This window comes from Algoriphagus sp. AK58 (assembly GCF_014324365.1).
Taxonomy (GTDB): Bacteria; Bacteroidota; Bacteroidia; order Cytophagales; family Cyclobacteriaceae; genus Algoriphagus.
In genome coordinates this window covers 1-25,865 of record NZ_QEIG01000016.1, presented here as the reverse complement: position 1 = coordinate 25,865, position 25,865 = coordinate 1, and the positions used below count along the sequence as shown (strand labels likewise).

Genomic DNA, 25,865 nt, shown 5'->3' with positions numbered 1-25,865 from the left:
TGATTTTTACTTTATGAAAAGAATAAAAGTCCTATTTTCCACGGCACTAATTTTTGGTCTCCTATCTAGTTGTATTGAAAACCGAATTTGTTGTGAAGTCGTGATTTCTCAAGAATTCAATGTGACATTGAAAGATTCAGAAGGCAATAACCTACTCAACCCAGAAACCACTGGGGCCATTAACCTGAGTAATTCCCGACTCTTTTTATTGGAAAATGGTGAACCCAAACTCTATAAGCTAGATGGAGGAGGAATTCTCGATAATCCTTATGGGATATCTCCGACCGGCATGGATGGAGACATGAAAGCAAGAGTTCAGTTTCAATATTTTGGTAATCAAAAGGTATTGGAAGGCATTATCAAATGGAATGAAACATTGGCAGACACCTTGACCTTTACGTTTAACTCGGCAGAAAACCCCGCTTTTTTAACCAAAATCTCGGAAAAAGATAAGACCCTTTGGGATATAGAAATCGATCAAGAATATCCCATTTTCGTCACACTGAACCATTAAAAAAAGCCCTGGAACAATTGAATTCTAGGGCTTTGTTTATCTTTTTGGATTATAATATTCTGCTATTTCAGGAATTCATCAAACTCTCAATCTCCTCCGCTTCAATCGGAATATTCCGCATCAAGTCGAAATAGCCGTTTTCCAGAATCACTATATTGTTTTCCAAACGCACCCCAATTCCCTCCGCAGGAATATAAATTCCCGGTTCCACGGTGAAGACCATTCCCGTGGTAATCGGATAGTGCATCGTGCCCACATCATGCACATCCAATCCCAAATGGTGGGACGTGCCATGCATGAAGTATTTTTTATAAGCAGGCCAATTCGGATCCTGATTTTTGATGTCGGTTTGGTCGATCAATCCAAGACCCAATAGTTCCGACTGCATAATCAGGCCCACTTCTTTGTGGTAGTCTTGGATATTGATACCCGGTCTTAGGATAGCAGCGGCTTCTCGATGCACTCTCAAAACAGCATCATAGACTGCACGCTGTCTAGCCGTGAATCTTCCATTCACCGGAATAGTACGAGTCATATCTGCATTGTAATTGCCATACTCTGCTCCTACATCCAGCAAAAGTAATTCCCCGTCCTTACAGGCTTTGTTATTTTCAATGTAGTGAAGTACACAAGCTGATGCACCGGAAGCAATGATGGGTTCGTAGGCAAAACCTTTGCTTCGGTTACGGATAAATTCATGAATGAATTCGGCTTCGATTTCGTATTCGGTTACTCCTGGCTTTACGAAAGAAAGGATTCGACGGAAGCCCTTTTCGGTAATGTCGCAGGCAATCTGCATCTGATCGATTTCTTCCTGTTCTTTCACCCCACGCAACTCATGCATGATCGGTGCTACGCGTTCGTAACTATGAAGCGGATAGCGCTCTTTGCAGCTTTTGATAAATCGGGCATCACGAGTCTCTACGACTATTCCTGCTCTCAAGTGCTCATTGGTATTCAAATAAATCTTCTCCGAAAGATTGGCCACCCAGTTAAAGATATTCTCAAAAGCAGACAACCACTGAATATTTTCAATCCCTGAAGCCGCCTTTGCTTCTTCTTTGGTGTATTTGTGCCCTTCCCACACGGCAATGTGCTCATTGGTTTCTCTGAGGAAAAGTACTTCTCTCCAAGCAGGATTGGGACAATCCGGAGCGATCAGCAAAATGGTCTCCTCCTGATCAATTCCACTGAGATAAAAGAGATCGTTGTTTTGGCGAAACTTCATCGTGCCATCCGCATTGGTGGGCAGGATGTCGTTGGCATTGAAGATGGCTACAGCGTTCTTGGCCAGTTTAGCCGCCAGTTTGGCCCGATTGCGGATGTATAGTTCTTTGGGTAAGGCTTGGTATTTCATAATCAAATAATATCCTAGCAAGTTAATAAATCATGCCCATCCAAGGAATCAAATTCCGACATAGTGGGTTTCGACTTAAATTTGTACTTTCCAAAAAGGAACAGCGCAGCATGCATTTGAATATTAAAGAGCTATCCAACGGAATCCGAATTGTACATCAGGAAGTCACCTATACCCGACTCGTACACTGCGGATTTATTTTAAACATCGGTAGCCGGGATGAGGACAAAGAGCAGGAAGGTTTGGCCCACTTTTGGGAACACATGGCTTTCAAAGGAACGCACAAGCGAAAAACATTTCACATCATCAATAGACTGGAATCCTTGGGTGGGGAGCTCAATGCCTACACCACTAAAGAAAAGGTATGCTTTTATGCTTCGGTACTCAAAGATCATTACTCCAAAGCTGCCGAACTCCTGTATGACATCACCTTCAATTCCACTTTTCCTGAAAAGCAAATAGAAAAAGAGCGACAAGTCATTCTGGAAGAAATGGCCATGTACAGGGATTCTCCGGACGATTCCATTCAGGATGACTTGGATGCCTTGGTTTTTGAAAATCATGCCCTGGGAAGAAATATTCTAGGCACAGAGGAAACGGTGGGCAGATTCCAGCAGCAGGACTTCTTTGATTTTATTTCCACTCGATTGGATACTTCCCAACTCGTGTTTTCGGTGGTGGGTAATATTTCATTCGAAAAAGCCCTAAAAATCATCGAAGGTCCGTTACGAGAAATTCCAAGAAAACGGACCTTGTATGTAAGAAGTGGTTTTCATGACTACCAACCCAAATTCAAAACTGTCCAGCGCGACGTCACCCAATCCCTCTGTGCCATCGGTAGGCCAGCCTATTCACTCCACGATCCCAACCGATTCAAACTTTACCTACTGAATAATATCTTGGGCGGCCCAAGCATGAACAGTCGCCTCAACCTATCGCTAAGGGAAAATTACGGGTATGTGTACAGCATCGAGTCGAGCTATCAACCGTTTTCAGACACCGGTTTCTTTGGAATTTATTTTGGCACGGAAGAAAAGACCCTGAAAAAATCTCGGGCCATCGTGCAGCGGGAGATGGAAAAACTCAGAAGCAAAAAATTGGGCAGCAATCAGCTGCATTCTGCCAAAGAGCAAGCCATTGGACAGATGGCTATGGCAGAGGAAAACTATGCTGCCTTGATGCTAGTCTATGGTAAAAGCCTCATCGATCACAACAAAATCGACTCCTTGGACAGTATATTCGAGCAAATCCGAGCCACTACCGCAGAAGAGCTTCTTGAAATTGCTCAAGATATCTTTCATCCCGATCAGCTGAGTTACCTGATTTACACCCCTAATTGAAATGGAATTTATTGCCCCGGCTTTATTGGCCTATTGCGAAGCCCATACCAGTCCCGAAGATGCTCTTCTCAAAAAAATCACTCGAGAGACTCAAGCCAAAGTCCTGATGCCGAGAATGATCTCCGGGCACTTACAGGGAAAAATGCTGGAGCTTTTTGCAAAAATGCTGAATGCCGAATCTATTCTCGAAATTGGGACCTACACGGGATATTCCGGAATCTGTCTGGCAAGAGGTCTTAAGCCTGGGGGCAAATTGATTACACTAGACTTCAATGATGAACTGGAACCCATGGTTAGGGGATTTTTCGAAGAAAGCGGACTGGCCAATCAAATCGATTACCGTTTGGGAAATGCAAGAGATATCATCCCCAGTTTGGAGGGCCCATTTGACTTGGTATTTATAGATGCAGATAAATTTTATTATGCAGATTATTTCGAGCTGATCATTGACAAAGTCCGACCTGGAGGAATTATCCTGGCAGACAATGTCCTTTGGTCCGGAAAGATCCTAGTAGAACAAGGTCAAAAAATAGATAAGGATACTAGAGCTATTTTGGATTTTAACCAGATGGTTCATAAAGACCCACGAGTGGAAAATATCCTTCTCCCTATCAGAGATGGAGTTTTAATGGCTAGAAAACTCGGATTTTAGAAAATGGGAATCATTTTTGCTTTCCGTGGGCTGAGTAAAACGAAAGCAACTTTCGATGAAATCCCGACCGATTACCTTATTCTTCTTTTTGCCCTTAATTTTTGCATCGCTTTGGGCTGAGGCCCAAATCCCCCAAGTTCCCAGCCAGTTGGAATTTGCAGACTTGATTGTTCGTATCAATCCTCAGGCACAGCGTGAAATCCAGCTGGATGTGGATGCGCTTTACCGAAATCCGACTTATTTCAAGGTTAAACAAGATCGGGTAAATCTATTCATGCCGATTGTGGAAAGAGAACTTCGCAAACAGGGAGTCCCGGATGATTTGAAATACTTAGTCATTCAAGAAAGCGGATTGATCGCAGATGCGGTCTCCACTTCCAACGCAGTAGGCTTTTGGCAATTCAAGCAAGGCACAGCTGAAGAGGTCGGACTAAGAGTGGATGGTCAGGTGGACGAACGTAAAAACATCATTACCTCCACACGAGGTGCTGCTTTGTATCTAAAAAAGCACAATAATGTCCTGGACAACTGGATGACTGCTTTGGTTTCTTACCAAATGGGGTTAGGCGGTGCTAAAGCTTATTTTGGCAATCAATTTACCGGCAAGAAAACCATTGAGGTAGATCGAAACACTCACTGGTATTTCAAAAAGTATCTCGCACACAAAGTAGCCTATCAAAGTCAAATAGGCATTTTTGCCTCTTCCAGTCAGCGTTTGGCTGAGGTGCAGGTACAAGGCCCAGTCACCATGGCCTCACTTTCCAAACGATTTGGCGTGAGTGAAGAACATCTCAAGGAATTCAACAAATGGGCTCAACAAGGGAAAATCCCTGCAGGCACCTATACCCTGTTTTACATAAAAGAAGGATCTCTTCCGGTGGAACCTGCCGTTATAAAAACGGATGAAAAACCCACCCAAACCAAACCTTCGCAAAATGCCAGCTACAAGTCATCTCCGGCCTACAAGCAGGCAAACTCCTTCCCAAGAATCTCCGGCAACACGACCAAAGCTAGTCAACCCAATCAGATCACAGTCAATGACCTAAGTGGCGTACAGGCTCCCAATACCATGTCACCAAGTAAATTTGCAGATGAGATTGGGATGAAAGAGAAAAAATTCGTGAAAATCAATGATTTACCTGAGGGAGAAAAAGTAGAAATCGGAAAGTATTATTACACCGAAAAGAAAAAAGCCAGTGCTGAAGTCGAAACGCATGTGGTCCAGCCCGGGGAAGACCTTTGGAGTATTTCTCAAAAATATGGTATCCGATTGGCAGCTCTTAAGTCCAAAAACAGGATAAGAAGAGATTCTGAGCTAAAACCCGGGATGGTATTGAACCTCAGGGAACCCAGAAAAAGAGGTGAGGAAATTCCAATCATTCCCGTTTCTACACCGGCCCAACCTACAAAAACCTATGTAGCCCAATCCGAACCGGTAAAGCAGGAATCGGTTGAGGAACCTACAATTATACAGCAAGCCACAGCATCCAAACCTAGTCCTTCCTATCATACTGTCAGTTCGGGGGAAACGCTTTTTGCTATTTCCAGAAAATATGGGGTCACCGTAGAGGAGCTGAAAAGTTGGAACAAAATCGGAAGTCAGAATATCATTACCGTAGGACAAAAGTTGGTAATCTACAAACCCTAATCTGCTCCTCAATTTCCCATAAATGCGACGAGTTCTTTTGTTTTTAGGAGTAATTATTTCGCTTACTTGCCAGAGTGTATTGGGGCAGGATCGGCTAGTCATACCCGACACCGTCTTAATTAATGGAGATACCCTCTTGATGTTGGGCGATTCAATCATTGTAGATGAACCCAAAAAGGAAATATTTTGGAAAACAGGAGGAAATTACAACCTCAATATCCAGCAAGTCACACTCAGCAATTGGGCTGCTGGGGGTACCGGATCCTTCGCTTTAAACTCAGGAGCTACATTCTTTGCCAATTACAAGAAAGACAGCAAAGTCTGGGATACCCAACTCACCATCAATCTGGGATTTAACAGGCAAGGCGACCGGGATTTTCAAACGCGGAAAACCAATGACAACTTCATTTTTGTAAGTAATTACGGTAGACAACTTTCAGAAAAATACTACCTGACTACTCAGTTGGATGCCAGAACACAGCTTTTGCCTGGCTATAAATATTCCAAACCTGCAGGAGCCGAGTCTGAGATCAGGACAAAAATCTCTGATTTTCTTTCTCCTGGATACCTTCAATCTTCCACCGGTATCAATTACCGGCATACCTACCCTGACAAAAGCAGACTTTCCATCATACTCTCGCCATTTACTGGTCGTTTCACCATGGTCATGAATGACTCTTTGAGTAGAGCAGGTGCTTTTGGTGTGACTCCTGGGGAAAATGTTCGGGCAGAAGCCGGTATGTCCGTAAGTTTGGGGGTAGTTGACTTTGTTCTTATGGAAAATGTGACCTGGAAAGCCGACCTCAACCTGTTTTCCAATTATGAGAGCTTGGGAAACATGGTAGTCAACTTTAATTCACTCATCCGGATGAAAGTAAATAAATACATTTCTACCCGAATCGAAACGGTAATTATTTACGATGAGAATGTTTTTATCAGGCAGGAAGACGGCACAAGCAAACAGGCCGTACAAATACAAAATCTAATCAATTTCGGGATTTCATTGGACTTTTAGAAATCCACGTCCAAACCGAATTTCCGCTGAAGCTCTGCTAATGCAGGATGCTTTTCCCTCAAAAACCTAAGTTTGTCTGTATTGGTATACAGTTTCGGCCTGTCATCCTGGATTTCCTCCTTGTGCTCAAGAGAAATGGAAAGTTGATTTGCTCCTGTTAGGTTTCGAATCAATCCCAAAAGGTCAGGCCGCATTTTATTGGCAATTTCCTCCTGTACAGAACCCATTACCTGCAACATCACTTCTCCGTTGACTACTCTGATGGGCTGATCCAAAATAGCGAGTTCTAGATTTTTATTGCCTTGGCGGTAATGATCCTGAACAGCATGAATTACCTGATCCAGCATAGCCTGAGTCAATTTAACTGACTCCTGAACCGGGGATGTGAGGGTCTCTTCCTGCTTTTTCTCGACTTTCGTCTGTTCTGGAACTTTCATTTTTTCTTCCACCAATTTCTTGGTTTGGAAAAGACTGGTCGGAATGGCGATGGTTGATTTCAGAGGAGTTTTGCTTCCCTCTGTCGCTCTGTTGAGATCAGAAATAGGTGCTGATGCTGTAGATGGATTTTCCTGAGCGGGAGCTTCACTCAGACTTTTTTTTTTGCCTCAAGGCTGGAAAGTGCCGCCAAGCGGAAAGCTTGGGGAAGTTTAGCCATTTTCATTAAGGCCAATTCCACGTGAAGACGCTGATTTTTACTGGTCTTGTAGTGAATATCGCACTGATTGGCCAGGTTGAGAGCCGACAGCAAAAATGATGTAGAAGCCTGCCCGGTCTGCTGAATATATCGGTCCTTGGCTGATTCAGAGACTTGCAACAATTCCACGGTAGCCTCGTCCTTGACTACCAGCAAATCCCTAAAATGCTCGCTCAGCCCGACGATAAAATTATGCCCATCGAACCCTTTCTTCAGGATTTCATCAAAGATCAACAGGGTAGATGAAATATCCTCTGCCAAAAGCGCATCCACGACTTTGAAATAGTAGTCGTAATCGAGAATGTTAAGGTTGGAGATCGTCTCCTGATAGGTTACTTTTTTCCCTGCGGAATAGGTCACAATCAGGTCAAAAATGGAAAGTGCGTCACGAAGAGCTCCATCCGCTTTGGTAGCGATCAGGCGAAGTGCTTCTTCTTCATAGTCTACTTTTTCCTTTTCGGCGATGTATTTCAGATGATCCGAAATATGCTTGATCTGAATCCGGTTAAAATCAAATATCTGGCAGCGGGAAAGGATAGTTGGGATGATTTTATGTTTTTCCGTAGTAGCCAAAATAAAGATGGCATACTTAGGAGGCTCTTCTAGGGTTTTCAAAAAGGCATTGAAGGCCGCTGTCGAGAGCATGTGCACTTCGTCGATGATATAGACCTTGTACTGACCTTTTTGAGGAGCGTATCGGACTTGATCGACGAGATTTCGGATATCGTCTACCGAGTTGTTGGACGCGGCATCGAGTTCGTAGACATTAAAGGAAGCGTTGTTTTGAAAGGAAACGCAGGACTCGCATTTTCCGCAGGCTTCGAAGTCCTTGGTGATGCTTTCGCAGTTAATCGTCTTGGCCAAAATACGGGCACAGGTGGTTTTACCCACTCCACGTGGTCCGCAAAAAAGAAAAGCCTGAGCGAGGTGGTTATTTTTGATCGCATTCTGAAGCGTGGTGGTGATATGCTGCTGCCCCACGACGCTCTTGAAATCTACCGGTCTATATTTCCTTGCCGAAACGACGAAATTTTCCATCGCTGCAAGATATAAAAAAGTGGATATTCGGGAAGGGAGAATTTGGGTCTTTGGGAAAGATTTTGGTTAAGAGATTGATTACTAAAGTCGGAAAGTTAAGGGGTAGGGAAGCAAGGAAGTCGGGAAGCAGGGAGGATTGATGGTGAACAGGATATTGGAAAGTGAAGTGAAACCTCGGTAGAAAAGCCTCCACCCTGCTCTGCCTGTCGTAAATCGTAATTCTGAAATCGAAAATGAACGAATTTTCCCATATTTTTGTCTTTCCTTTGTCTATGGGGCTGACCGGTTTTGACAGTAGGTGTAATCATCGGGCTCGCATGCAGGCTGGAGTATGTACGGCCTTAAACCATTCATACGAACGATAAATGGCGAAACTTCTTACGCCATGGCTGCCTAATCTCTCCTCACTAGGACAGATCGCTTAAAGGGTTGAGTTACGAGAGTGATTCCCCGGCCACATCTCCCCACCCTCCGTCTGATCAGGGTGGATCCGAGGTGTCGACTTGATCGGACTGCTGCTTGTGATGCGATTAAGCAAGCTTAAGACCAATCGATAAGCCCCGCTCAGGTGTGTCACCCAGCATAGCGTGGTCGAAAAACCAACCGGTGACTAAGCATGTAGACGGTACGGTGCTTCCTTATCTGGACGTGGGTTCGAATCCCACCAGCTCCACAAGTAATCCCTTCAGAGCAATCTGAAAGGGATTATTTGTTTTATTGCCAAATCTATTTTCTTTGAACTTTGGGCTAGGGACATCCCTTATTATTCGATTTCTCCCCAATGGGTAATTTGATAAGAATTTCCGCGTACTTTATGAAAAAGATTCCTCTCTTATTTTTTTTACTTGTGGCCTGCAACATCATTCCTCCCCAACCTTCTGATTTTACGGTAGAGGAGGTGTCCGTGGCGGGAGGTCAGACGCACTCAGTACAGGACAGTGTCGGTCTGCTGTTCGTGGTGAGAGGACTTCCTCCGACTAACGACTGGAAAATGATCTGGGAAATCAATGATCAAGTCCTTTTTACCGAAGATATCAGTGGAAAATCAGGAAGAATCTCCATCCTAAAAAAATTCAAGGGAAATCAAATCGGTGAGTACCGTTACCGAGGGTGTGTTGTCTACGAAAACACGCGAATTTGCGATGAAGCACCTTTCTTTTTAAAGTGATCCCTATCCCCCCACTATCCAGTAAAATACGCCTCCAGCTCACTCATCATTTCAGCCTTCTCTCTCAGATCTCGGATGACTTTACCCTTTTCCAGCAGGACAATCCGATCACAGATCTCAGTCACATGATTCAAGTCATGGCTGGAGATCAAAAAGGTGATTTTGGATTGCTCCTTTTCTTTTAAGATTAGCTTCTTCAGTCGAATTTGGGAACTTGGATCCAGGTTTTCAAAGGGCTCATCCAGCATTACCACCTCCGGATTCCCCATCATGGCTGCAGCTATTCCTACTTTTTTGAGATTACCTTTGGACAGATCCCGGATGTACTTCTTTTTTCCCAAAACCTCCTCGTTGAACAGCTCGGTAAATTTCTCCAAATGACTTTTCAAATCAGCATCGGACATCCCGTAGATCTTCCTAAGAGTTTCAAAATATTCATCAGAAGTCAGATAAGCCAAAAGCATGTGTTCATCCAGGTAAGCCCCTACGGAGGATTTCCAGTTTTCAGATTTACTTACATCTTCACCGTTGATGGTGACATTGCCTGTCGTAGACCTTAACAGATCTAGAATAATCCGAAAAAGCGTGGTTTTTCCGGCACCGTTATTACCGACCAAGCCAAAGCACTCACCTTTGGAAATCTCCAGTGAAGGCACATCGAGGACAACTGCTTCTTTGTATTGTTTTTTGAGTTGGGATATCTGGATCATAGTTCTTGACGGAATGAGGATGAAATTTCGTAACGGTTAGAAAGTACACGGTTGATATTAAACTGGGAAAGAGGCTTGAAGGCAATCAAGCCAATCAGACCGCTGATACCCAAAGCTAAAAGACCTGCATAATCACTGATCAATAGCGAAAAAGGCAAATAAATCAAATACGGACCAGCCATAAGCGGAATAATCACCAAAAACTGGGCGGCACCAACCCCTTCGTAATTAAACATGGCTCCCTTATTCAGATCCATTGGTTTGGGTTTCCAAAGAGCAAAGTAAATGATCACATGAACCATGATCCCGATATTAAACAGAAAAGTCGCCAAATGAATCAGCAATATGTCAACTCCGAAATACACATACGGAACAGAAGCAAGAAAACAAACCATCGAAACACTCATGAAAAGCAGATATTTCCCTCTCACCAGCGACTCAATCCCTGCTTTTTTGCCAAGGAAAAAATCAAAATTACCGGAGTTCCAACTCAAAAAAAGCTGTCCATACTGAATCATGAAGATCCCGGTAATAAATACTCCTACGAAAATGAAAATCGGACTTAATCCTTCCTCGCTTTGATACTGGGGATTGGTATAAAAGAACAGCCCATAGAGGAGAAAAAAAACAGAAAGCATCAAAAAAGTACGGCTTTTCTTGTGCCGGATGATCAGCTTCCATTCCAGATTGGCCAACTCGCCCGCCACCCCAAACCTAGAGAAGAATCCTAAGCTCTGATTGACAAAACGGACATCCTCCTCTTCGCTCAGATCCTCCAAGTAGGCATTCTGCACATAAAATCTGAAGGCAAGGTAGAATGCAAAGAAACAAAGCAACGCCATCGCCAAGAGAGGAATCGGAGTCGTTATGGCTGCAGAAAATAAGGGCACCAAAAGTTCACCAACATTAAACCAGCCCATGTAAGTGGAGCCTCCTCCGAGCAAAAGGGTCCCAAAAACCACCAAAACACCTATCATGGAGTCCTCAAAACGCTGCTTAAACCAAAGCATAAACCAATGCAGGGTCCAGCTGAAAAAAAGTAAAGTTCCCAACCATGACACAAATCCCATCGCCCCAAATTTCTCCATGATTACTTGGACACCGAATGGCAAAAAGAGGAGCAAGGCAATCAAGTTCAGCGGTGAAATAAAGGAGCGCAGCATCAGGATTTGAATAATTCGCTTCTTACCTATGGGCAGATGAAGCAAGCTTTCCAACTCTACCACCGGCAGCTTTTGGATAAAATATCGGTACATAAACTCCACCAGGAAAAAGTAAATCAGGCCGGAGTTCAAAAACTCAATCGCATCTCTTCCCTCTCCGATCAGCTCAATGATTCTTCCCAAAAAAAGCCCGGCAAGAAACACATAGCTCAATAACAGAAGTGCGATGAAAATCATAAATCCTGTGGCCAGTGCACTTTTGGCAAAACTGGTTGAGCGCATGCTCTTCAATAGCTGAAGTCTGATAAGTGTAAAAAACATGAGTGGGTTATTGGATTTTGATCAATGCAAAATATGCTTAAACATCAAGATTTAAGGCATATTTGCCTATCAAAAAAAGGTTAAAAGAAGAAAATGGTACAGGAATTAGGATTTTTCGAATCGGTGGCACAGAGAAGGTCGGTCAGAATTTTTGATCAGAATGAAAGATTCGACAGGTCTGTGGTTCAAAAGTGCCTGGAGGCAGCCATCCTTTCTCCAAATAGTTCTAACCTCCAACTTTATCAATTTGTCCGCGTACCTGAGACTTCTCCACTGAAAGAGCCTTTGGCAAAATTATGTATGGGACAAAAGGCGGCAACTACAGCGAGAGAATTGGTAGTGGTCGTCACCCGACGGGATCTCTGGAAATCCCGTGCCAAAGCCAACTATGACTACATCGCTTCCACCTATGCCGGTAAGCCTGATAAAAAACTAAAACAAGCCTTGGGTTACTATGGTAAGCTGATTCCCAAGCTGTATGGAAAATTTCCTGGATGGTCTTTGTTAAAAAAAGCAATCTCTTTTTTTGTTGGACTTCGCAGACCTATGATAAGGGAAGTAGGAGAAACGGAAGTGAGGATATCTGTTCACAAAAGCGCTGCGCTGGCTTCCATGACGTTTATGCTTGGAATGAAAGCAGCGGGATATGATACCTGTCCCATGGAGGGCTTTGACAGCAAGCGGGTAAAAAAACTCTTGAATTTAAATTCAGCATCAGAAATATGCATGATCATCGGTTGCGGAAAAGGCCTTCCTGAAGGGATTTATGGGAAAAGATTCCGAGTGCCCTCAGAAGAACTTATTATCGACAAATAACCTGAATGCCCCTCCCGTTTTTTAGGTCAGCAATCATCATTCACCTCAAGCCAATACCCATCAGGATCCCGAAAAAAAATCTGTCGGATCCCATCCGGTCTCACATTAATCACTCCAATATCCCCTGCCCAGTTCTCAAAAGAGCATTCATAACTCTTTAGATTTTGAATAAAGAAATCCAAGTCACCGACAATGAAGCAGAGGTGATTTGTCTTTGATTTCTCCATCGGAGGAGTTGCTTTCAGCTCCTCAATCAAATGAAGCGTACTCTTTTCTCCCATTTCAAACCAGGCATGAAGCCCATCCTTAAAAGGTTCATCGGCCTGTTTCAGGCCAATCACATTTTTGTAAAAATCCATAGACCTCTCTAGGCTAGACACATGCACCGCCAAATGATTGATTTGAATTTTTGAAATGAATGTCATCGGTTTCGAATGAGTGTATTGCTTGGAAATGGATTGGAGTCAAAAGAAAAAGCCAACCTCAGAGGATTGGCTTAACTAGATCGGTACAGGAAATTCTTATTCTCCTACAGCCTTCAGACTTGTGGCAACGGCGATTTTATCTGCTTCGTCAAACAAATTCAAGGCTTGCTGATAGACTTCATTGATGTCATTGATGACTTTGTAGAAGGCATTGTCATCATAGATTTGACGTCCCAAATGTGCTTTGACCAAAATCCTTAGGTATTCCTTTGACTTGTTGAAGTCCTTGGAATCAAACTCCACCTTATTTTTCTTACCATATTCTACCAGTTCCAAGAGCATGGCATCGCTGACCTTGAAGGTAGTATAGTAGTCATCCAAGGTCATCGACGTAAAGTTTCCTTTGTTTTTGTTCACATAATCCAGGATGAATTCACGGGAGGAATCGGTATTGAACAGCTTCGTGACGTATGCACTGTTCATTGTCGTATCCAGAGGCACAAAGTAATCTGGCATAATACCACCTCCTCCGTAGACGATTCTTCCTTTTTTGGTTTCGTATTTTAGGCTGTCATTGAACTTGATACTGTCCGCGGAGAAAAACTCCCCATGTTCATATCTGTTGAACCAATCTCTTTCATAAGCCTCATAGTTACTGTCATAAGGTTTTTGGATTGATCTGCCTGAAGGAGTAAAGTACCGGGCAATCGTCAATCTCAATTCCGCCCCATCAGAAAGGTCGATTGGCATCTGAACCAATCCTTTTCCAAAAGATCTTCTGCCCACGATCAGTCCACGGTCATTGTCCTGAATTGCTCCTGCCAAAATTTCCGAAGCGGAAGCAGATCCTTCATTGATCAAAACAATGACCGAACCTTCTTCAAACATTCCAGGTCTGAATGCAAATGCTTTTTGGCTATATTGGCTCACCTTGCCTTCTTGGGAAACGATCAGGTCACGGTCTCCTAAGAGCTCATCGGCCATGTTGATCGCCGCTCCCATGTACCCCCCGGGATTACCCTGTAGGTCAATGATAAGTTTCTTCATGCCTTTGGTCTGAAGATCTCCAACCGCTTTTTTAAACTCATCATAGGTAGTGGCTGCAAATCGGGTCACTTTGATGTATCCGATTTCTTTATTGACCATGTAAGAGGCATTGATGCTGTACTGAGGGATTTTATCCCGGGTGATTTCATAAGAAATCAATTCAGGATTATTTTTCCTTTTAATATCTACCATCACCTTGGATCCACGGGGACCTCTGAGATAGTCAAATACATCCCGATTGGTAATCCCGATGCCGGCCACATTTTTACCGTCAACCTTGATAATTTGATCACCTGATTGAATTCCCAAAGCTTCGGAAGGTCCTCCCGTCAAGGGAGCAACTACATAGATGGTATCCCGTATGATGCCAAACTCCACACCGATACCATCAAATTCCCCTTCTAGTTGGGACTGTGCCAATGAAGCATCCTTGGCAGGAATATAGCTGGAGTGAGGATCTAGTTTTTCCAGCATTTTATTAATGCCGTACTCCACGAGGTCATTGGTATTGACACTATCCACATAATCACGATTGATATAGGTCATGATTTCCTGGAGCTTATAAAGCGCCGCCCTAAGGTCATTTTGATTTCCTTTAGGTTCTGCAAATGTCGCCCCAATCCAAATTCCCGCTGAAATGGAAAGTGCCAATAGGATTGGCAATCGGATTTGCGCTTTGGTATTTTTTGTCTCGCTCACGTTTTCTTGCTTTTTCTTCTCGAATTAACTCAAACTACCGTAAAAAGATTGATCATTAAAACGGATTTTAGATAAAATTAACGATTGTTTATACGGCAGGAAAAGATAAAGGTCAGATTTATTCCCCTTTTTTCGTTCAAAAAAAATTATTTTTGTCCAATGCAATTTAAAGGGGATTTTGAAAAAGCTTCGGTAGGCGATTTAGTTTCAGAAAACTACGTTTTCGCTGCTGTTTTGCATTATTTCGGAATCAGTTTTTATCAATACCAAACCGACTCTCTCGAGAAGGTTTGCCATAAGCACAAAGTCAATCCAAGACAGCTGGCCTCACAACTGGAAAGCTGGGCTCAGCAAAAAGACCCTTCTCTTGAAGATCTTTATCTGAATCCCATCGAAGTTTTGGTGGCTTACCTCAAAAAGAAGCATTATTACTTCGTACGCCAAGAGCTTCCCTTTCTTTCCAATCTCATTTCGGGCATTAAGCCCGAACCTGGATATGAAACCCTGATGACTGATTTGAGGATTATGTTTCCCTTATTTGTGGAAGACTTTATTCACCACATTCACGAGGAGGAGAGCCGACTCTTCAAAAGAATTCAGCTACTCCAGGATATTGAAGAAGGAGAATTCAGAGTCCATGATGCACTGACCATCCTCGAGAAAGATCCCGTTCAATACTTAGCCGACCATCACGAAATCCACGATGATGAAATGGAAGGGATTCGAAAGCTCACCAAAGATTATCTTTTGGAAGAAAATGCTCCTCTGACAATGAAGGTGCTTTACCATGAGCTTCAAAACTTCGAAAAAGAGCTTTCCATCCACGCCAAAATCGAGGATGAGCTGCTTTTCCCCAAGGCAGTGGAGCTTGAAAAAGAAGCTCTTCGAAAAATCAGAAAACAAATCCAGACCAACTGATGCCCAGAGTACTAGCCATTGATCTGGGAACCAAACGCACTGGAATCGCTGTTACCGATCCGTTGAAAATCACCGCTAATCCACTTGAAACTGTAGAGACAAGCCAACTGATGCGCTATCTGCAGGCCTATCTTGCAAAAGAAGAGGTAGAAGCCTTGGTCCTTGGACTACCCACCCGGCTCAACGGTCAGGACAATGAGATGACTCCGAGAGTGTTGAAACTTAAAGAAGACCTGGAAAAAACCTTTCCCGGAAAGAAAGTCGTTCTGATCGATGAGCGATTCACCTCCAAAATGGCTATGCAAACCATGATTGCCATGGGCAGCAAGAAAAAAGACCGAAAAGAAAAGGCTGGAAACTTGGACAAAGTTTCGGCAGCCATCATTCTACAATCCTACCTTGAAAGACAATGATTTACCCGATAGTAGCCTACGGCAATCCGATATTGAAAAAAGAAGCAGAAGACATTGCTGAAGGCACAGATCTGTCCCAACTGATCAAAGACATGTATGCCACTATGGACCACGCCAATGGCGTAGGACTCGCAGCGCCTCAGATCAATCAGGGAATCCGCCTTTTTGTGATCGACAGCTCCTTGATGCTGGACGAAAATGATGAAGAAAAAGGCATTCGAAGAGCCTTCATCAATCCAATCATTTTGGATGAATATGGGGATAACTTCGGCTTTGAAGAAGGCTGCCTGAGTATTCCTGACGTACGTGCTGAAATCATCCGTCCGGAAAAACTCACCATCGAATACTACGATGAAAACTGGAATCTGAAAGAAGAAGAATTCTCCGGCATGACTGCCCGGGTGATTCAGCATGAATATGATCATCTCGAAGGAATTCTTTTTGTAGATTACCTGAAAGGACTCAAAAAGCGTCTAATCCAATCCAAACTGATCGACATCAGCAAGGGAAAAGTATCCGCAGATTACCGCATGATTTACCCTCTTAAATAATGGAAAAAAGCCCGGAACTCCGCATTGCATTGGTTCAAACCGACCTCCATTGGCAGAATAAAACTGCCAATCTTGCCATGCTGGAAGAAAAAATCTGGGATCTTCAGGGTAAGTGTGACTTGATCATTTTGCCCGAAATGTTTCCCTCGGGATTCACGATGGAAGCCGAAAAAATGGCCGAACCCATGAATCTTCACATTCATAAATGGATGAAACAGCTTGCTGCACAAACCGGGGCTGTCCTCACAGGTAGTGCCATTATCAATGAGGGCAGCCGATTTTTTAACCGACTTCTTTGGGTCAATCCTGATGGTTACACAGAGCACTACGACAAGCGTCATCTTTTCAGAATGGCAAACGAGCATGAAACCTATTCAATGGGTAAAAAGCTCCCTATTTTCCCCTTGAAAGGCTGGCATATCTGCCCTCAAGTCTGTTATGATCTCAGGTTTCCAGTTTGGTCAAGAAACGGTTGGGAAGATGGAATAGCTGGGTATGATGTGCTTTTTTATGTGGCTTCTTGGCCTGCAGCCAGGATTTCGGCTTGGGATGCTCTTTTGCCGGCACGTGCCATCGAAAACTTAGCCTACTCCATTGGGGTAAATAGGACAGGCGTGGATGGAAACGGAATCACCTACAATGGTCACTCTTGCGCCTTTGATTTTAAAGGTGAAAAAATTGCTGATTTGGGAGAAAAAGAATCCATTACTATTCTTACCCTTTCAGCCCAAAATCTGGAAGAGTACCGAATCAAATTTCCGGCATGGAAAGATGCAGATTCCTTCCTAATTCAATAAAATCTAAGTTTCTGATTCCTTGAGGCAAATCCATAATCGGAATTTGAAACCATCCTATTTTTTGTATTTTAGGCCCGAAAAATTTCGACCCTGTTTTACTTTTTCTTTGCTGGCTTAACTTTCTGGCCACCTTTTCAAAAGCAAAACAGGAAAATTCACCTAAGCATCCTATTCAAATCATGAGTAAATCTCCCAAAATTCTCTACACGCTGACTGATGAGGCACCGGCCTTGGCGACCTATTCCCTTTTACCGATAGTCCAAGCCTTTACCAAATCTGCTGGCATTCAAGTGGAAACACGTGATATTTCCCTATCAGGTCGAATCATCGCCAATTTCCCTGAATTTTTGAAGCCAGATCAGCGCATCAATGACGACTTGGCTGAATTGGGACAAATCGCCACCACACCTGAAGCCAACATCGTGAAGCTTCCAAATATTTCAGCTTCCGTACCTCAGCTCAAGGCCGCAATCAAAGAACTCCAGGCCAAAGGATATGCACTTCCAGACTACCCCGAAGAACCTAAGACTGACGAAGAAAAATCCATCAAAGCCAAATATGACAAAATCAAAGGGTCAGCGGTAAACCCTGTGCTACGGGAAGGTAATTCAGACCGTAGAGCTCCATTGGCTGTAAAAAACTACGCCAAGCAGCATCCGCACTCCATGGGAAAATGGTCTGCAGATTCCAAGTCGCATGTGGATAGCATGACGGGAGGTGACTTTTACGGAAGTGAAAAATCCATGACTATGCCAGCTGCAACGACTGTTTCGATTGAATTGGTCGGAAAGGACGGTAATAAAGAAGTCCTCAAGTCTGGACTGAAGCTACAGGAAGGCGAAGTGATCGATGCTTCTTCCTTGAGCATTGCACAGCTAAAAGCATTTTTGAAAAAGGCAAAGGCTGATGCTAAAGCTCAGGGTGTACTTTTCTCCCTACACATGAAAGCTACCATGATGAAAGTCTCTGACCCGATCATCTTTGGTCATGCAGTAAAGGTATTTTTCGAACCTGTGTTTGCAAAGCATGCAGCTACACTTGAATCCATCGGTGTGGATGTGAATAACGGTTTCGGTGATCTTCTGGCTAATTTGGAAAAGCTTCCTGCGGACAAGAAGGCTGAAATTCTAGCTGATATCGATGCCTGCTATGCCGATAGTCCCGACTTGGCTATGGTCAATTCTGACAAAGGCATCACCAACTTACACGTGCCAAGTGACGTGATCATCGACGCTTCCATGCCGGCCATGATCCGATCTTCCGGTCAGATGTGGAACAAAGCAGGTAAGCTTCAGGACACCAAAGCTGTGATTCCGGACAGAAGCTATGCGGGGGTATACCAAGCCGTAATTGACTTCTGTAAGAAAAATGGAGCCTTCAATCCAGCTACTATGGGTTCTGTTCCTAACGTTGGCTTAATGGCCCAAAAGGCAGAGGAATATGGGTCGCATGACAAGACGTTCGAGATTCCTTTTGCAGGCACAGTCAACGTGGTAGATGCGGATGGAACGGTGCTGATCGCTCACGAAGTGGAGGCAGGCGATATTTGGAGAATGTGCCAAACCAAAGATGCTCCGATTCAGGATTGGGTAAAATTGGCTGTGACCCGTGCACGCCTGTCCAATACTCCGGCTGTTTTCTGGTTGGACAAAAACAGAGCGCATGATGCCGAATTGATTAAGAAAGTAGAGAAATACTTACCTAATCACGATACCACAGGTCTGGAAATCCACGTGATGTCCCCTGTAGAAGCTACTCTTTTCTCCTGCGAGCGAATCAAGGATGGAAAAGACACCATCTCTGTGACCGGAAACGTGCTGCGAGATTACCTCACCGATTTGTTCCCGATTCTCGAAGTAGGTACTTCAGCAAAGATGCTTTCCATCGTACCATTGATGAACGGTGGTGGCTTGTTCGAAACTGGCGCAGGAGGTTCTGCACCTAAGCACGTAGAGCAATTCACCGAAGAAGGTCACTTGCGTTGGGATTCCTTGGGTGAGTTTTTGGCCTTGGCGGTTTCCTTGGAGCATTTGGGTCAAACTTTTGACAATCCTACTGCGATTCTCTTGGGAGAAACCCTGGACAAAGCCACCGGAAGATGGCTGGAGGAAGACAAATCTCCGGCTAGAGTGGTCGGCAAATTGGACAACCGTGGAGGACATTTCTACCTGGCCATGTATTGGGCGCAGGAAATGGCTAAGCAAACCAAGGATGCTGCTTTGGCGGCCAAGTTTGCACCAATTGCCAAAGCGATGGCAGAAAACGAAGCTAAAATTGTGGCCGAATACAACGGTTCTCAAGGCAAACCGGTAGATATCGGAGGCTACTACAGACCGGATGAAGCTAAAACTTCTAACGCGATGAGGCCAAGCCAAACCTTCAATGAGATTCTAGCTCAATTGGCATAAACAGCAAAAGCCGGGTGTTGAAGTCCGGCTTTTTCATTTTTGTCTTTGATTTAACTTTTCCAAAGTTTGAAACTTTGGAAAAGTTTAGAGTAAAGATTTATGCAAGTTGAAACTTCACTCCATGCTGAGTCATAAACTCTTTCATCACCGATACATGGATGCACTCTCCAAGATGGATAAAAGCATAGTCATTCACTTTTTTAAGCTTCCCATGGGCAACGATTTCTTTATCCTCGATATCAAAGCCCAAATGCAAATGCTTGGTTCTACTTTGCATCCCGATGATCGTTCCTTCAGTATCAAACATGGGGCCTCCACTTTGGCCTCGAAGTCCCGGAGTACTCATTTCGATTCCGTGGATTTTCCCTTTTTGATCCCCTAAAAAACGAGTAACCATTCCTTCCAAAGGGAATCGTGGGGATCTTGCCTGCCCGCCTTGAATCCACTCTAACTGGTTTTTCTCGAGATTGAGCTGGAAGTTGCTAAACTCTGGAAAAGGAAAACCCAATCGGCAGAGCATCTGACCCGGCTGAACTGCCTGATCATCTTTTAAAAACTTGGGAAAGTTGGTAACCCCAAGTTTTTCAAATCCTTCGATCTTGACCAAAGCCAGATCGTATTCGGGATGGTGGACGAAGCGGATGTTTGAGATTTTGTCCACGCAATCCACAAAGGTGATTCGCATTTCTGCTGTCTTACTTTCATCCAAGCCCAACTTTTTGGCCACTGTTTTGGATAATTGAGCAGACAAACCCTGGCTTTCCTGCTGGTACTGATGAAATTTCTTGTTGATCGCATCGGCTTGGGCAATCCATTGGGCCACATGCTTGCAGGTGAGTGCCCAGCCTTCATCGTTGACAAAAAACAGGGTGGCAGCTCCCCGTTCTGCTTTTTGACTTCCGAAATTTCTGGATATCGAGTGAATCGCACGGGTAAATCCGGCAACTTCTTGAATGGCTTTGACAAACATGAGTAAATGCAAAGTGAATTTTGAAAATAGGGAAAAGAGCCAATTTTAACCTGCCTTTTTCCAAAAAGAAAAATTTTCAAACCCGAAATCGTTTGAATTTCAAATCCATGGGTATCACCCTTGGGAAGGGCTGGAGAAGTTTGGGGAGACCAGTTATTTGTAATAACTTAGCCTGCCCTTCGGGAAATTTTGGCCAAAAGAGGCCTAATACGAAGTTTTTAAATCAAACCTATACTCAAAATAATAACAACTTATGAGCAAGATTAAAGTAGGAATCAACGGATTCGGAAGAATCGGTCGCTTGGCTTTCCGAGTGGCTGTAGAACGAGAAGACATCCAAGTAGTGGCGATCAATGACTTGATCGATGTGGACTACATGGCTTATATGCTTAAATACGACTCCACTCACGGACAATTCAAAGGTACCGTAGAAGTGAAAGATGGCCACTTAGTAGTAAACGGAAATGCGATCCGTGTGACAGCTGAGAAAAGCCCTGCAAATCTAAAGTGGGGTGAAGTAGGTGCTGACTATGTGATCGAATCTACAGGTATCTTTTTGAGCAAAGACACTGCACAGGGCCACCTTGATGCTGGTGCAAAGAAAGTAATCATGTCTGCACCTTCTAAGGACGACACGCCGATGTTTGTAATGGGTGTAAACGAGCACACCTATACTCCTGACATGAACTTCGTATCCAATGCTTCTTGTACTACCAACTGCTTGGCTCCGATTGCCAAAGTATTGAATGACAACTGGGGTATTGAGGAAGGCTTGATGACGACTGTTCACGCAACTACTGCTACTCAGAAAACTGTAGACGGACCATCTGCCAAAGACTGGAGAGGCGGACGTGGCGCAGGACAAAATATCATCCCATCATCTACCGGTGCAGCAAAGGCTGTAGGAAAAGTAATCCCTGAATTGAATGGCAAATTGACGGGTATGGCCTTCCGAGTGCCTACTCCGGACGTGTCTGTGGTTGACTTGACCGTAAGGTTGAAGAAGCCGGCTAAATATGCTGAGATCTGCGCCAAAATGAAGGAAGCTGCCGAGACCACTATGAAAGGTGTGCTTGGATATACTGAAGACGCAGTCGTTTCCAATGACTTCATCGGTGATCCAAGAACTTCCATCTTTGACGCAGAGGCGGGAATTCAGCTTTCTGATACTTTCGTGAAAGTGGTTTCTTGGTATGACAACGAGTGGGGCTACTCCAACAAAGTAGTTGACTTGTTGGCTTACATCGCTAAAAAATAAGAAAGAGGCCCCGGAGAGATTCGGGGCTTTCTTTTTGCCGTTTCAATTCGGAAAATAACCAAATTGGTGTTCCCTCTGTTTACTTCACAAAAAGCGCATGATCTATCTCCCGTTTTTCCCTTTGAAACTGGTCGCCTTCCCGGGAGAAGAGCTAAATCTGCATATTTTTGAACCTCGCTATCGCCAATTACTAGCCGATGCGGAGCTGGATGGAAAAACTTTTGGAATCTGTACCTACATCAATCAACTCACCGGGTACGGCACAGAAGTACGACTGGAAAAAATCTATAAGCGCTATGAAGACGGAAGATTAGACATCAAAACCCGCTGCATATCTGCCTTTCAGATCCAAACTTTCGACAATCCCATGCCCGGGAAACTGTATGCAGGCGGAGAAATAGAATACCTGAAAAATGACCCAAGAATCAGCGCTGCCCTACATCATGAATTTCTTTTCTACCTCAAAGAAGTACTTTACCTCTTAGATTTCAAGGCCGAATATGATCTCAAACTGGTCAATTCATTCACGTTTGCACATAAAGTGGGACTCAAACTCGAGGAAGAACTCGAGCTTTTGAAGATGGAATCAGAAGAGGAGCGAAGCCTCTATTTGGTTCAGCATTTCAAGCGGATGATTCCGGTCATGAAAGCCATCGAACAGGCCAAGGAGAAAATCAAACAAAATGGGCATTTCAAACACTTGGATCCATTGAATTTTTGATCCTATTCAATTAATCCCCCTCCACCAATCGCTGGGCCCTCTCCAAATAGTCTGTTGCCTGAAGGACTTTATTCCTCAAGGAGGGATTCAACGTAGTGTTAGCAGAAAGAAACTGATTCACCAAGTCGTTGGCTTCCTTTGAAGTATACTGGCCGATGGTATTGATCAGCCAACCTTTTGGAAAGAAAATATCACCTGTTTTTTGGATCTCAGGAAGAAGTTCCAAAGCCACTCCCAGATGCTTACTCATTTCTTTTTGTCTCAAAGGATGATGCAGAAAGCCACAAGCACTGAGCACCCAAGCTTCTTTTTCCCGATTCTTTTCCTCCTTGAAAGAGAGGAAAAGCGCTTCTCGGGTGGCAAAATCTCCAGAAAGCGCCGGTCGTAAAAAATCAAATCTGGCCAATCTGTCGGCATTGGTGATGCGGGTTCTTTCCTCATCCAATATCTTTTCTCCATCAGGATGAGCAAAAAGTGCCAGATTCATTGCAAGGGAAGTGAAATTATCAGGACTCAGGTTCAGGTTTGGGACAGATACTTTTTTTGACCAGACGGCTTGTAATCGCTCCAATCCACGCTCATTGTACGCCAACCCGCTGTAAAGATTGAAAAGCGTTCTCTTCAAATTGGGAGTTCGGTCCGTTTGAAGAAGGCCCCAAAGCTCCGATTCCAACTCAGGAAGGAGTGCCGAGCGCTCTTTTTCTCCAAGAAACTTCCAGAAAATCTGTCCGATCTGATTGGAGATCAGCTGGGCAATGATCTCATTTTGCTCGGCTTGAATGCCTTTGCGAAGCACATCAAAAGCCTCTTTTGGAGGTGCATTTCCAATCAGCAGGTTTTCAAATTGGTTGAGGTAGGCATGGGCTCGCATGACCTCATTTTCCAGATTTGGGATTTGGGAGAGGGATTCTTTCTGAAAAGGAAATACACCATATCCTAGCCCATTGCTGTTGTACAGGATGAAAAGAGGTTTTTTCCTTCCTCTTGCCACGGAGATTTCAGTGCTTTTTTCCAGAATGGTCACAGGAATAGTTTCTGCTCTATCTTCATAGACCAAGGTAATGTCAAAAAGCTGAGGCCAAACCTTTTCGCTTCCGTCTTCTGCCTTTTGAGAAATAATGAGAGAGGAAATGTTCCCTTTGGAATCCACATCCAACTCTTCGGAATAGATCGGTCTGCTGGACTGATTGACCCACACTTCACTCCATTTGGTCAGATCGAGCTCGGACTCCTGATCCAATATTCCGATCAGATCATTCCAGTCGGCATTGCTGTTTGCGAAAGTGGCTATGTAGGTTTGGATTCCTTTCTTGAAAGCTTCTTCGCCCATGGTCTGTTCCAGTTGGCGCATCATGATAGGAGCTTTGTCATAGATGATGCTGCCGTACAGCGAACCTGCGTTCTTCAGATTATCGAGTTGTTGGCGGATGGGATGTGTGCCTTTGGAGCGATCTTCTGCATAGGCAGAGGGATAATGAGATGTAAGAAAAAGCAGATCATGGTTGATATTTGGGAAGGCAGGATTGGCGATTTTTCCACCCATAAAGCCTGCAAAGACTTCCTTCATCCACACGTCATTGAACCATTTCATGGTTACCAAATCACCAAACCACATGTGCGCAGTCTCGTGTCCTATCAGCTTGGCACGGCTCAGCAACTCGCTATCTGTGGCATTTGGATCCAAAAATAGCGCTCCTTCACGATATTGGATGGCACCCACGTGCTCCATTCCTCCATATTGAAAAATCGGAATGGTGGCAAAGTCCAGTTTTTGAAAGGGGAATTTGTAACCCGTATAATCTTCCAAAAAGTCGAGTGATTGCTGATGAAGCGTGAAGATGGCGGGGATGCTACTGGTTTTCTTTTCCTCGTTGGTTTCCCGATAGATCATGGTCATGGGAAAGCCTTCCAAACTGGTTACCTTCTCAAATTTACCTGCAACGAAAGAAAAGAGGTAGGTACTCATCAAATCCGATTTTTCGAATTCGTGTTTGGAGAATTCCCCTAAATCTGTCCTTTGCCTTAGCTTTCCTCCTGCCAAAACTTCCCACTCTTTCGGCGCAGTGATACTCAGTGTATAGTTGGCCTTTAGATTGGGTTGATCAAAGCAGGGGAAAAGCGTGCTGGCACGGTCAGGAACCAGAAGGGTATAGAGAAAATCATCGTTTCGGTTCAGAGATAAATCGCCCGCGATGAAGTCGATTTGTATGGAGTTTTTTCCCTTCTTGAGATTTTCGGAAGGGATAATCAGGTGTTCGTCTTGATGAATAATCCCAATAGAATCTCCATTTGAAACCACTCGATGAATTTTCTCTGAAGCTTCATTGAAGTCCAAAATCAGTGGATGATCCAATCTCTGAACGGACAATTCGAGAATCAATCGGGCCTGAATCGGGTCGGTTACTTTAGCAGGAATTTGAAAATCGAGATTATAATGGATGCCTGCAATCTGCTGAGTTCTGTACTCGGCCAACTCCCAAGAAATCCCCGGGTCATAAAAATGCGTGTCGGGAATTGGAGTACTGCATGATATAATGATAAGAGAGGCAGAAAGAATGAGCAGGAGATTTTTCATGCTGAAACTTTGCCAAAAAAGACGTGAATCGCAAGGAGATTTACGGTGTGGAAGCTTTGATTGGATAGGGGTTCACCTAGCCTAATAAAAAAAGAAAAGCAGACCATTTCTAGTCTGCTCCAGTGATCCCGCTGGGATTCGTCCCGATAGCTATCGCGGACCAGGACTCTCCCGATTAAAATCGGGATGCTCTACCGGCTGGTCTACAGACTTCCTTTTCGGATGAGACCTTCTAGGTAGGGTCTGGACTTCATCTTTTGATTTTCAATTCACGTTGCTTAGCCAAAATCAAATCCTGAAACTCATACTTGTAAACTAACTCCCAAGAAACTCCTGTGGAGGTAAATTTAGAGTGACCAAGATTATGTTCGTGAAGTCGGCGATCCAAATCCGTACAGGCACCTACATAATACTTGTCGATTTTTCGTGAATACAAAATATAGACCCAAGCCATAGCGTAAAAGTTGAATTGTATAAAAATAGAAAAAGCAGACCATTTCTAGTCTGCTCCAGTGATCCCGCTGGGATTCGAACCCAGGACCCATACATTAAAAGTGTATTGCTCTACCAGCTGAGCTACGGAATCGGATATTTTTAATTAAGAAAAGCTCTTTTGCTTTTACCACGGAACTCGAACCAAGAACCCA

General features: G+C 44.0%; 24 protein-coding genes, 1 tRNA gene and 1 other RNA gene. 15 read left to right on the top strand and 11 right to left on the bottom strand.

Annotated features, from left to right (window positions below; genetic code table 11):
- The first annotated feature begins 100 nt into the window (after window positions 1-100).
- A complete protein-coding gene (locus tag DDT91_RS14720) occupies window positions 101-514 on the top strand; it encodes a hypothetical protein (RefSeq protein ID WP_187176957.1) in 414 nt (137 codons plus the stop codon).
- 67 nt (window positions 515-581) lie between these two features.
- Here DDT91_RS14720 and DDT91_RS14715 read toward each other — a convergent pair whose 3' ends face one another.
- Window positions 582-1,871, bottom strand: a complete 1,290-nt coding sequence (locus DDT91_RS14715) for an aminopeptidase P family protein (protein ID WP_187176956.1) — start codon at window positions 1,869-1,871, stop codon at window positions 582-584.
- Window positions 1,872-1,981: 110 nt separating this feature from the next.
- On the opposite strand from DDT91_RS14715, the gene DDT91_RS14710 reads away from it, so the two are divergent.
- From DDT91_RS14710 to DDT91_RS14695, 4 genes are read left to right on the top strand one after another with little or no spacing between them, the layout of a single operon-like run.
- Window positions 1,982-3,211, top strand: coding sequence for a pitrilysin family protein (locus DDT91_RS14710; protein WP_187177010.1), 1,230 nt, complete (start codon window positions 1,982-1,984; stop codon window positions 3,209-3,211).
- Window position 3,212: 1 nt separating this feature from the next.
- Window positions 3,213-3,863: an O-methyltransferase gene (locus tag DDT91_RS14705; RefSeq protein WP_187176955.1), complete on the top strand. Its 651-nt coding sequence runs from the start codon at window positions 3,213-3,215 to the stop codon at window positions 3,861-3,863.
- Between the two features lie 55 nt (window positions 3,864-3,918).
- Window positions 3,919-5,511 (top strand): lytic transglycosylase domain-containing protein, encoded by a 1,593-nt coding sequence (locus DDT91_RS14700; RefSeq protein ID WP_187176954.1) that lies wholly within the window; start codon window positions 3,919-3,921, stop codon window positions 5,509-5,511.
- 22 nt (window positions 5,512-5,533) lie between these two features.
- The gene (locus tag DDT91_RS14695) at window positions 5,534-6,526 is read left to right on the top strand and encodes a DUF3078 domain-containing protein (protein WP_187176953.1); all 993 of its coding nucleotides are present in this window, start codon (window positions 5,534-5,536) and stop codon (window positions 6,524-6,526) included.
- Here the strand turns inward: DDT91_RS14695 and DDT91_RS14690 are convergent.
- Window positions 6,523-6,963: a hypothetical protein gene (locus DDT91_RS14690; RefSeq protein WP_187176952.1), complete on the bottom strand. Its 441-nt coding sequence runs from the start codon at window positions 6,961-6,963 to the stop codon at window positions 6,523-6,525. The two genes, DDT91_RS14695 and DDT91_RS14690, sit on opposite strands and share 4 nt — an antisense overlap.
- A 149-nt stretch (window positions 6,964-7,112) precedes the next feature.
- Window positions 7,113-8,258 (bottom strand): DNA polymerase III subunit gamma/tau, encoded by a 1,146-nt coding sequence (locus DDT91_RS14685; RefSeq protein WP_187176951.1) that lies wholly within the window; start codon window positions 8,256-8,258, stop codon window positions 7,113-7,115.
- A gap of 274 nt (window positions 8,259-8,532) precedes the next feature.
- Between DDT91_RS14685 and ssrA the strand changes: the two genes are divergently transcribed.
- Window positions 8,533-8,934: a transfer-messenger RNA gene (gene ssrA / locus DDT91_RS14680) on the top strand.
- A gap of 138 nt (window positions 8,935-9,072) precedes the next feature.
- Window positions 9,073-9,426 (top strand): hypothetical protein, encoded by a 354-nt coding sequence (locus DDT91_RS14675; protein WP_187176950.1) that lies wholly within the window; start codon window positions 9,073-9,075, stop codon window positions 9,424-9,426.
- A 14-nt stretch (window positions 9,427-9,440) separates the two neighbouring features.
- Here DDT91_RS14675 and DDT91_RS14670 read toward each other — a convergent pair whose 3' ends face one another.
- Together DDT91_RS14670 and DDT91_RS14665 are read right to left on the bottom strand one after the other, a co-directional pair.
- Window positions 9,441-10,136: an ABC transporter ATP-binding protein gene (locus DDT91_RS14670; RefSeq protein ID WP_187176949.1), complete on the bottom strand. Its 696-nt coding sequence runs from the start codon at window positions 10,134-10,136 to the stop codon at window positions 9,441-9,443.
- Window positions 10,133-11,620, bottom strand: coding sequence for a DUF5687 family protein (locus DDT91_RS14665; protein WP_187176948.1), 1,488 nt, complete (start codon window positions 11,618-11,620; stop codon window positions 10,133-10,135). Before DDT91_RS14665 ends, DDT91_RS14670 begins: the two co-directional genes overlap by 4 nt.
- A 93-nt stretch (window positions 11,621-11,713) precedes the next feature.
- On the opposite strand from DDT91_RS14665, the gene DDT91_RS14660 reads away from it, so the two are divergent.
- Window positions 11,714-12,436 carry a nitroreductase family protein gene (locus DDT91_RS14660; protein WP_187176947.1) on the top strand — a complete coding sequence of 241 codons (723 nt, stop codon included), beginning with the start codon at window positions 11,714-11,716 and terminating at the stop codon, window positions 12,434-12,436.
- 26 nt (window positions 12,437-12,462) lie between these two features.
- On the opposite strand, the gene DDT91_RS14655 is transcribed toward DDT91_RS14660, so the two are convergent.
- Window positions 12,463-12,861: a VOC family protein gene (locus tag DDT91_RS14655; protein WP_187176946.1), complete on the bottom strand. Its 399-nt coding sequence runs from the start codon at window positions 12,859-12,861 to the stop codon at window positions 12,463-12,465.
- A gap of 96 nt (window positions 12,862-12,957) precedes the next feature.
- Window positions 12,958-14,607, bottom strand: a complete 1,650-nt coding sequence (locus DDT91_RS14650) for a S41 family peptidase (RefSeq protein ID WP_187176945.1) — start codon at window positions 14,605-14,607, stop codon at window positions 12,958-12,960.
- A gap of 159 nt (window positions 14,608-14,766) precedes the next feature.
- Here DDT91_RS14650 and DDT91_RS14645 point away from each other — a divergent pair, with 159 nt between their 5' ends.
- The 5 genes from DDT91_RS14645 to DDT91_RS14625 all read left to right on the top strand — a co-directional run bounded on the left by DDT91_RS14645 (window position 14,767) and on the right by DDT91_RS14625 (window position 19,694).
- Window positions 14,767-15,525, top strand: coding sequence for a hemerythrin HHE cation-binding protein (locus DDT91_RS14645; protein ID WP_187176944.1), 759 nt, complete (start codon window positions 14,767-14,769; stop codon window positions 15,523-15,525).
- On the top strand, window positions 15,525-15,938 hold the full coding sequence (ruvX, locus tag DDT91_RS14640; RefSeq protein ID WP_187176943.1) for a Holliday junction resolvase RuvX: 414 nt from the start codon (window positions 15,525-15,527) through the stop codon (window positions 15,936-15,938). The genes DDT91_RS14645 and ruvX overlap by 1 nt, the downstream gene beginning before the upstream one ends.
- Window positions 15,935-16,489 (top strand): peptide deformylase, encoded by a 555-nt coding sequence (def, locus tag DDT91_RS14635; RefSeq protein ID WP_187176942.1) that lies wholly within the window; start codon window positions 15,935-15,937, stop codon window positions 16,487-16,489. The genes ruvX and def overlap by 4 nt, the downstream gene beginning before the upstream one ends.
- A complete protein-coding gene (locus DDT91_RS14630; RefSeq protein WP_187176941.1) occupies window positions 16,489-17,286 on the top strand; it encodes an amidohydrolase in 798 nt (265 codons plus the stop codon). Before def ends, DDT91_RS14630 begins: the two co-directional genes overlap by 1 nt.
- A gap of 179 nt (window positions 17,287-17,465) precedes the next feature.
- Complete coding sequence (locus DDT91_RS14625) at window positions 17,466-19,694, top strand: NADP-dependent isocitrate dehydrogenase (protein ID WP_222718655.1); 2,229 nt, start codon at window positions 17,466-17,468, stop codon at window positions 19,692-19,694.
- A gap of 97 nt (window positions 19,695-19,791) precedes the next feature.
- Here the strand turns inward: DDT91_RS14625 and DDT91_RS14620 are convergent, their stop codons facing one another.
- Window positions 19,792-20,676, bottom strand: a complete 885-nt coding sequence (locus DDT91_RS14620) for a serine protease (RefSeq protein WP_255502130.1) — start codon at window positions 20,674-20,676, stop codon at window positions 19,792-19,794.
- Between the two features lie 241 nt (window positions 20,677-20,917).
- Between DDT91_RS14620 and gap the strand changes: the two genes are divergently transcribed.
- Together gap and DDT91_RS14610 are read left to right on the top strand one after the other, a co-directional pair.
- Entirely contained in the window at window positions 20,918-21,922 is a 1,005-nt protein-coding gene (gene gap / locus DDT91_RS14615; RefSeq protein WP_187176940.1) for a type I glyceraldehyde-3-phosphate dehydrogenase, read from the top strand.
- 97 nt (window positions 21,923-22,019) lie between these two features.
- On the top strand, window positions 22,020-22,643 hold the full coding sequence (locus DDT91_RS14610) for an LON peptidase substrate-binding domain-containing protein (protein WP_187176939.1): 624 nt from the start codon (window positions 22,020-22,022) through the stop codon (window positions 22,641-22,643).
- 10 nt (window positions 22,644-22,653) lie between these two features.
- On the opposite strand, the gene DDT91_RS14605 is transcribed toward DDT91_RS14610, so the two are convergent.
- The 3 genes from DDT91_RS14605 to DDT91_RS14595 all read right to left on the bottom strand — a co-directional run bounded on the left by DDT91_RS14605 (window position 22,654) and on the right by DDT91_RS14595 (window position 25,804).
- On the bottom strand, window positions 22,654-25,218 hold the full coding sequence (locus tag DDT91_RS14605) for a M1 family aminopeptidase (protein WP_187176938.1): 2,565 nt from the start codon (window positions 25,216-25,218) through the stop codon (window positions 22,654-22,656).
- A 250-nt stretch (window positions 25,219-25,468) separates the two neighbouring features.
- A complete protein-coding gene (locus DDT91_RS14600) occupies window positions 25,469-25,672 on the bottom strand; it encodes a GIY-YIG nuclease family protein (protein ID WP_187176937.1) in 204 nt (67 codons plus the stop codon).
- Window positions 25,673-25,731: 59 nt separating this feature from the next.
- A tRNA-Lys gene (locus DDT91_RS14595) sits at window positions 25,732-25,804 on the bottom strand.
- Window positions 25,805-25,865: the final 61 nt, after the last annotated feature.